The following is a 6,523-nucleotide window of genomic DNA, read 5'->3' as shown; positions in this document are numbered from 1 at the left end:
CGTGTGTTGGGCTTCACCTGTATGCTGCTGTGCGGTTCTTCCTGCGTGTGCTTTCGCGCAGCGGACCGCGGGTGCCGCCGGCACCCGGCCTTCCCTGCGCCCTCCTGGCTCGAGAGGGTGAGCGACGAAGCAAAGCTCGGGCGAATTCAGCCGCGAGAACGCGACGCCGTGTCTGCGATACAACATGCGTGTTGGAAGAGCGGCACCGCCGCCTCATTCTCTGTCATTGCGAGCGCAGCGAAGCAATCCAGAATCCCTCCGCGGTGACAGCCTGGATTGCTTCGCTGCGCTCGCAATGACGACGTCGACAGAGCCTGCGCCATACTCAGCTGTCTTGCCCCGGCTCTGCAGCGCAGCGTCCCTTCGACGGTGCGCTGCAGAGCCGGGGCCCATGTAGCGGCATCGTGCCGTGTGGCCCCTGGGGCGCGGCCAATTATTCGGCAATTCCGCAGGCGGCGCCGGTGGACTTGCCCGCCACAATCCGGTTCAATGAACCGGTTGAGTTTTCAGGCGACAAGGGTGTCGAGGCATCTTCTGGTCCCGGCGCTGCCGGGCTTCACCCCACCCCACTTGCGTGAAACCGTCGGGAATGCTCTTTGCTTGAGAGTTATCCCGTGGGCCACCGGCCCCGATCCAGAGAGATGAGATGAGCAAACTCGTTATCCGCGCCGGCGATTTCTCCTTCGATGCCCGCTTCGAGGAGCAACTGGCGCCCAAGACCGTGGCCGCCTTCCGCAAGGCGCTGCCGTTCGAAAGCCACATCATCCATGTGCGCTGGAGCGGTGAGGGCGTGTGGATGCCGCTCGGCGATCTCGATTTCGGCGTCGGCTACGAGAACCACACCAGCTATCCCGCGCCGGGCCAGATCATCCTCTATCCCGGCGGCATCAGCGAGACCGAGATCCTGCTGGCCTATGGCGGCGTGCACTTCGCCAGCAAGATGGGCCAGCTCGCCGGCAACCATTTCATCACGCTGACCTCGGGCCTGGAGAATCTGGCGACGCTGGGCAAGAGCGTGCTGTGGAAGGGCGCGCTGCCGATCCGCTTCGAGGAAGTCTGAGTGGCTGACGCACGCTACCCGCGCGATCTCCGCGGTTACGGCCGCAACCCGCCGCATCCCGAGTGGCCCGGCCATGCGCGGGTCGCGGTGCAGTTCGTGGTCAATTTCGAGGAAGGCGGCGAGAACAACATCCTGCACGGCGATAGCGCCTCGGAAGCGTTCCTGTCCGACGTGCTCGGCGCGCAGCCCTGGCCCGGCCAGCGCCACGCCAACATCGAATCCATGTTCGAATATGGCGCGCGCGCCGGCTTCTGGCGGTTGTGGCGGATGTTCACCGCGCGCAACTGGCCGACCACCGTGTTCGGTGTCGCCACCGCGCTGAAGCGCAATCCCGAAATCGTCGCCGCCATGAAGGAGGCGGGCTGGGACATCGCCAGCCACAGCCTGAAATGGATCGAGCACAAGGATATGACCGAGGCGCAGGAGCGCGCCGAGATCGCCGAGTCGATCCGCGTCCACACCGAGGCGACCGGTTCGCGGCCGCTCGGCTGGTACACCGGGCGCTCCTCGATCAACACCAACCGTCTGCTGATGGAGGAGGGCGGCTTCCTCTATCTCTGCGACTCCTATGCCGACGATCTGCCCTATTGGATCAAGGGCACGGGCGGCAAGCAGCTCGTCATTCCCTACACGCTTGACGCCAACGACATGCGCTTCATCAACCCGCAGGGCTTCGCCGAGGGCGAGCAGTTCTTCACCTATCTGAAAGACGCCTTCGACGTGCTCTATGCGGAAGGGCAGACGGCGCCGAAGATGATGTCGGTGGGGCTGCACTGCCGCCTCGCCGGCCGCCCCGGCCGTGCCGCGGGGCTGATGCGCTTCCTGGATTACATCGGCAAGCATGAGCGCGTCTGGGTGCCGACGCGGCTGCAGATCGCGCAGCACTGGCACGACAAGCATGCGCATCTCGCCGCCGATGCGTTCGAGATCGGATGAAGACGATGCCGCAGATTTCGCTCGCCGATCTCAATGCAGCAAGCAAGGCCGACTTCGTCGCCGCGCTCGCCAACGTCGTCGAATATTCACCGTGGATCGCCGAGCAACTCGCCGGGAAGCGGCCGTTCGCCGGCGTCAACGAACTGCACGCCGCGCTGATGGCGGCGATCCAGAGCGCTGAACCCGACGTGCAGCTGGCGCTGCTCCGGGCGCATCCCGATCTCGCCAACAAGACCCAGCGCGCGGCGGGCCTCACGGCGGAATCGACCGACGAGCAGAACAGCGCCGGTCTCGACCGGCTGTCGGACGCGGAATACGCCGCGTTCGAGCGCGTCAACACTGCCTATCGCGACAAGTTCGGCATCCCCTATATCGTCTGCGTCCGTCGTCACACCAGGGATTCGGTGCTGAACGACTTCGAGACGCGGCTCCGCAATATCGCCAAGACCGAGACACGGCGCGCGATCGAGGAGATCGGCCGCATCTCCGCACTGCGGCTGGATCAGCTCGTCATGGCCGACGACAAGCTGAAGGTGCACGGCCGGCTCTCGACCCATGTGCTGGACAATCAGATCGGCAAGCCGGCGCCGGGGATTTCGATTGAGCTCGTCGAGCTCGCAAGCCTCGGCGAGAGCCGTGTGATCGCGCGCGCGGTCACCAACGCCGACGGGCGCACCGATCAGCCGTTGATCGGTGGTCGTCCGCTTCCGATCGGCCGCTACGAGCTCAAATTCAGCGTTGCCAAATACTACGCCGAGCGCAACGTGCCGCTATCGGACCCACCATTCCTCGACGAGATCCCGCTGCGCTTCGCCGTCAGCGAGCCGGAGGGGCACTACCACGTGCCGCTCTTGGTCACGCCCTGGAGCTATTCGACCTATCGCGGCAGCTAGTCCCCGAACTTCGCGTGCAGCGCCGGAAACAGCCGGTCCGGCTTGAAGGGCGGCGCGGTGAAGCGGATTCCGGTGGCATCGGCGATCGCGTTGCCGAGCGCGGCGGCGACAGGATTGTACGGGCTCTCGCTCATCGACTTGGCGCCGAGCGGCCCGATCGTATCGGACGTCTCGGCGAAGAAGACCTCGGTGCGCGGAACGTCGGCGAAGGACGGCAGGTGGTAGTCGCGGAATTTCGGGTTGATGACGCGCCCCTCGGCGTCGATCACCATCTCCTCGTAGAGCGCAGCGCCGAGCGCCTGCGCGACGCCGCCTTCGACCTGGCCGCGGCACTGCATGGGATTGGCGACGACGCCTGCGTCCGCGGCGTGGACGCTCCGGAGTATCCTGAGCTCGCCGGTGGCCTTGTTCACGGCGATACGAAAACCCTGGACGTTGAAGCCGACCGAACGCGGCGTGCCCGCGGAATTGCCGCTGCCTGCGAACGGCCGCCCGCGCTCGCGCGCGAGCTTCGCCAGCTCCGCAAACGGCATGCGCCGGACGCCGCTGACGACGGCGTTGTCCTCGATCACGCAACCCCCGACGTCACACAGCCACGTGCCGGCGGCGGCCGCCTTCAATTCGGTCGCGAGCTGCATGGAAGCCGCATGCGTCGCCTTGCCGGCGACGAACATGCCCGCGCTGCCATAGGCGCCGGTATCGTGGCCACCATGGGCCGTGTCGGACTGGCGCAAGCGGATTCTGTCGACGGTGGTCGCCAGCGTGGTCGCGGCAATCTGCCGGTGCACGGTACTGGTGCCGTTGCCGAATTCAGCGGTGCCGACGGTGAGATCGAAACCGCCGTCGTCGCAAAGCGCGATCGTCGCGTCGGCGAAATGGCCCGCCGGCGGCACGGTGTCGATCATGGTCAGCGCGATGCCGTCCCCGATCAACCAGTCCGGCGACAGTTCCGGCTGTGGGCCGTCGGCCTGCATCGCGCGCTCGACCAGGTCGAGGCACTGGTCGAGCCCGTAGGAGCCGTAGAGCACGTCGTGAAATTCGGACGGCGGCGGCGACAGCATGGGATCGCCGTCCCTGACGATGTTGCGTCGGCGCATCTCGTAGGGACTGATGCCGAGCTGCCGGCCCAACTCGTCGATCGCGGCCTCGACCGCGATCAGCGTCTGCGGCAGGCCATAGCCGCGAAACGCGCCCGCCGGCACCGTGTTGGTGTAGACCGCGTAGCCGTCGACCCGCTTGTTCGGGCAATTGTAGATGGCGATGGACTCGGACAGCGAATGGAACATCACCGGGCCGGCGTGATTGCCGTAAGCGCCGGTGTTGGAGAGCACGTCGAGCTGGAGCGCGGTGAGCTTGCCGTCGGCATCCGCCCCAGCCTTGACGCGGATCCGCATCGGATGCCGCGTCGAGGTCGCGATGAACTGCTCCTCGCGCGTGAGCTCGAGCTTCACCGGCCGTCCGGTCCTGAGCGCAGCAAGCGCCAGGATGTCCTCGACGAACATCTCCTGCTTGCCGCCAAAGCCGCCGCCCACGCGCTCGCAGAACACGCGGACCTTGTCCAGGGGAAGCTGGAAGATGTTCGACAACGCGCGGCGGGTCAGGAACGGCACCTGCGTCGAGGTGCGGACATTGAGCACGCCGGCGTCATCAAGCCAGGCGAGGCCGCCATGGGTCTCCAGCGCCGCATGCTGCACGCGATGGCTGTGGAATGTACCCTCGAAGGTGACGGCGGAGGTGGCGAGCGCGGCCGCGACGTCACCGAACTCGCCATGCGTTTCCGCGACGAGGTTGCGCTGAGCGTCGGCAACACGGTTGGCAATGGTGCGGTCGGGATGAATGACGGGCGCGCCCGGTGTCATCGCCTGCTCCGGATCGATCAGCGCGGGCAGGATCTCGTAAGTGACTTTGAGCCTGCGGCATGCCTCCTCGGCGGCTGCCTCGGTCTCGGCGACGACGGCGGCGATCTTCTGGCCGATGAAACGGACGACGTCGTCGAGGATGCGGGTGTCCTCGGGGTCCATCCAATCCTTTTCGTGCCGCGCGGTGGACATCAGGACCCTTGGCGCATCCTCATGCGTCAGCACCGCATGCACACCGGGAACGCGAAGGGCTTCCGCCCTGTCGATCGCGACGATCCTGGCATGCGCATGCGGCGAACGCAGGAGCTTGATGTGCAGCAGTCCGTCGATGGCGGTGTCGAAGGTGTAGCGTGCCCTGCCGCGCACGATATCGGGCCCCGCGGGCGCGGGCAGGCTACGGCCGAACGCGGCGCCGGCCTCGACGCTCGCCTCCACATTGGTCTTGCCGAGGATCGCATCCTCGATCGAACGATAGCCGGTGCAGCGGCAGATATTGCCCTTCAGCGCCGCGCCGAGATCGGTTCGCTGGGCCTGGTTCAGCGAGGCACAGGTCAGGATCATGCCGGCGGTGCAGAAGCCGCATTGAAAGCCCTGCGCATCGAGGAAGGCCTGCTGCATCGGATGCGTGCCGTCATCGCCGCCAAGACCTTCAATCGTGGTGACGGCGCGGCCCTCCGCGCGGAACGCCGGGATCAGGCAGCTATGCACCGGCTCCCCATCGAGCAGCACGGTGCAGGCGCCGCAGTCGCCGGCATCGCAGCCCTTTTTCACGCCGAAATGGCCGAGCTCGCGCAGGAACGTGCGCAGGCATTGCCCGGCGCGGGGTCCCTGAGAAAACTCCCTGCCGTTGATCTCGAAGCTCATGACGGCGTCGCCCCCAGGAGCTCGCCGCGGATCTCCTCGGCGAGGCGCAAGGTCATGTGCTTGCGCCAGAGCGGCTTGCCGTGGATGTCGGTGTTGTACAGCTCCTCGGTGATCCCTTCCGAGATGGCGGCGCGGAGCGCAGCTGCGTCCGGCGCCTTGGCAAAGGAGAGCTGGACCGGGCGTACCGTCGATGCGGTGATCGTCAGGGTCAGTCTGCCATCCGGATCGAGGCTGCCGATCAGAAGCGCCGCCGATCGACCGACGGGGGCCAGCGAAATCTGGCGAAAGGCCGCGCGGCGGCGCAACGCCGCAATCGGGATATCGATCTGCCGCAGCAGGTCGCCGGGCATGAGACGGTTGCTCTGGTTGCCGGTGACGAAATCGACGACGGGAATGTTCTGCTCGCCGCCGCCGGCCTTCCAGATGGTGCAGACGCCGTCGAGCGCCGATGTGAGCGAGATCATCGGTCCCGCCGGCAGCGACATGCAGACATTGCCGCCGACCGTGGCTGTCTTCCAGATCTTGAACGAGGCGAGGAAGGCCCGGCAACACTGGCCGATCAATGGCGCCGCGAGCCAGTCGGGCGGGCAGGCTAGTCCCTCCAGCTGTGCAATCGTGCAGGTGGCGGCAATGGAGAGATGGCTCTCCGTGATCGTCAGCGGCGGCCATCTCAGGTCGCTGAGATCGATCAGTCGCCTCAGGTGGACCTGCGGCTCCGAGTACAGCCAGGTGCCGCCGGCAAGCCAAGCATCTCCTGTCGTCCAGGCAGGCAGTTGCGCGCGCGTTTGTGGATGGGCCACCGATGTGATGGTATTCAAATCCATGGCCGCGCCAGCGCTTCCGCGTGTTGAATCGTGCCGAGTCTTGCAAGACCGGAGCCAAGCCGCAACAAGCAAGTCGTAGCAATGTCG

Annotated in this window: 5 protein-coding genes; 3 read left to right on the top strand and 2 right to left on the bottom strand. The window is 66.2% G+C overall.

The window, feature by feature from the left end; translation table 11 throughout:
- The first annotated feature begins 646 nt into the window (after positions 1-646).
- Genes AX729_RS30795 through uraD form a run of 3 tightly spaced genes read left to right on the top strand, consistent with a single transcriptional unit; the run spans position 647 to position 2,889 of the window.
- Positions 647-1,060, top strand: a complete 414-nt coding sequence (locus AX729_RS30795) for a DUF3830 family protein (RefSeq protein ID WP_061027931.1) — start codon at positions 647-649, stop codon at positions 1,058-1,060.
- On the top strand, positions 1,061-1,996 hold the full coding sequence (gene puuE / locus AX729_RS30790) for an allantoinase PuuE (protein WP_061027930.1): 936 nt from the start codon (positions 1,061-1,063) through the stop codon (positions 1,994-1,996).
- A gap of 5 nt (positions 1,997-2,001) precedes the next feature.
- The gene (gene uraD / locus AX729_RS30785) at positions 2,002-2,889 is read left to right on the top strand and encodes a 2-oxo-4-hydroxy-4-carboxy-5-ureidoimidazoline decarboxylase (RefSeq protein ID WP_061027951.1); all 888 of its coding nucleotides are present in this window, start codon (positions 2,002-2,004) and stop codon (positions 2,887-2,889) included.
- On the opposite strand, the gene AX729_RS30780 is transcribed toward uraD, so the two are convergent.
- Together AX729_RS30780 and AX729_RS30775 are read right to left on the bottom strand one after the other, a co-directional pair.
- Positions 2,886-5,612, bottom strand: a complete 2,727-nt coding sequence (locus AX729_RS30780; RefSeq protein WP_061027929.1) for a molybdopterin-dependent oxidoreductase — start codon at positions 5,610-5,612, stop codon at positions 2,886-2,888. The genes uraD and AX729_RS30780 overlap by 4 nt on opposite strands.
- Positions 5,609-6,436 carry an FAD binding domain-containing protein gene (locus AX729_RS30775; protein WP_061027928.1) on the bottom strand — a complete coding sequence of 276 codons (828 nt, stop codon included), beginning with the start codon at positions 6,434-6,436 and terminating at the stop codon, positions 5,609-5,611. Before AX729_RS30775 ends, AX729_RS30780 begins: the two co-directional genes overlap by 4 nt.
- Between the last annotated feature and the right edge of the window lie 87 nt (positions 6,437-6,523).

Origin of the sequence: Bradyrhizobium sp. CCH5-F6, from assembly GCF_001556045.1 — a bacterium.
In the GTDB taxonomy this organism is placed as follows: Bacteria; Pseudomonadota; Alphaproteobacteria; order Rhizobiales; family Xanthobacteraceae; genus Bradyrhizobium.
The sequence above is the reverse complement of the archived record's forward strand: the minus strand, read 5'-3'. Positions and strand labels throughout refer to the sequence as shown.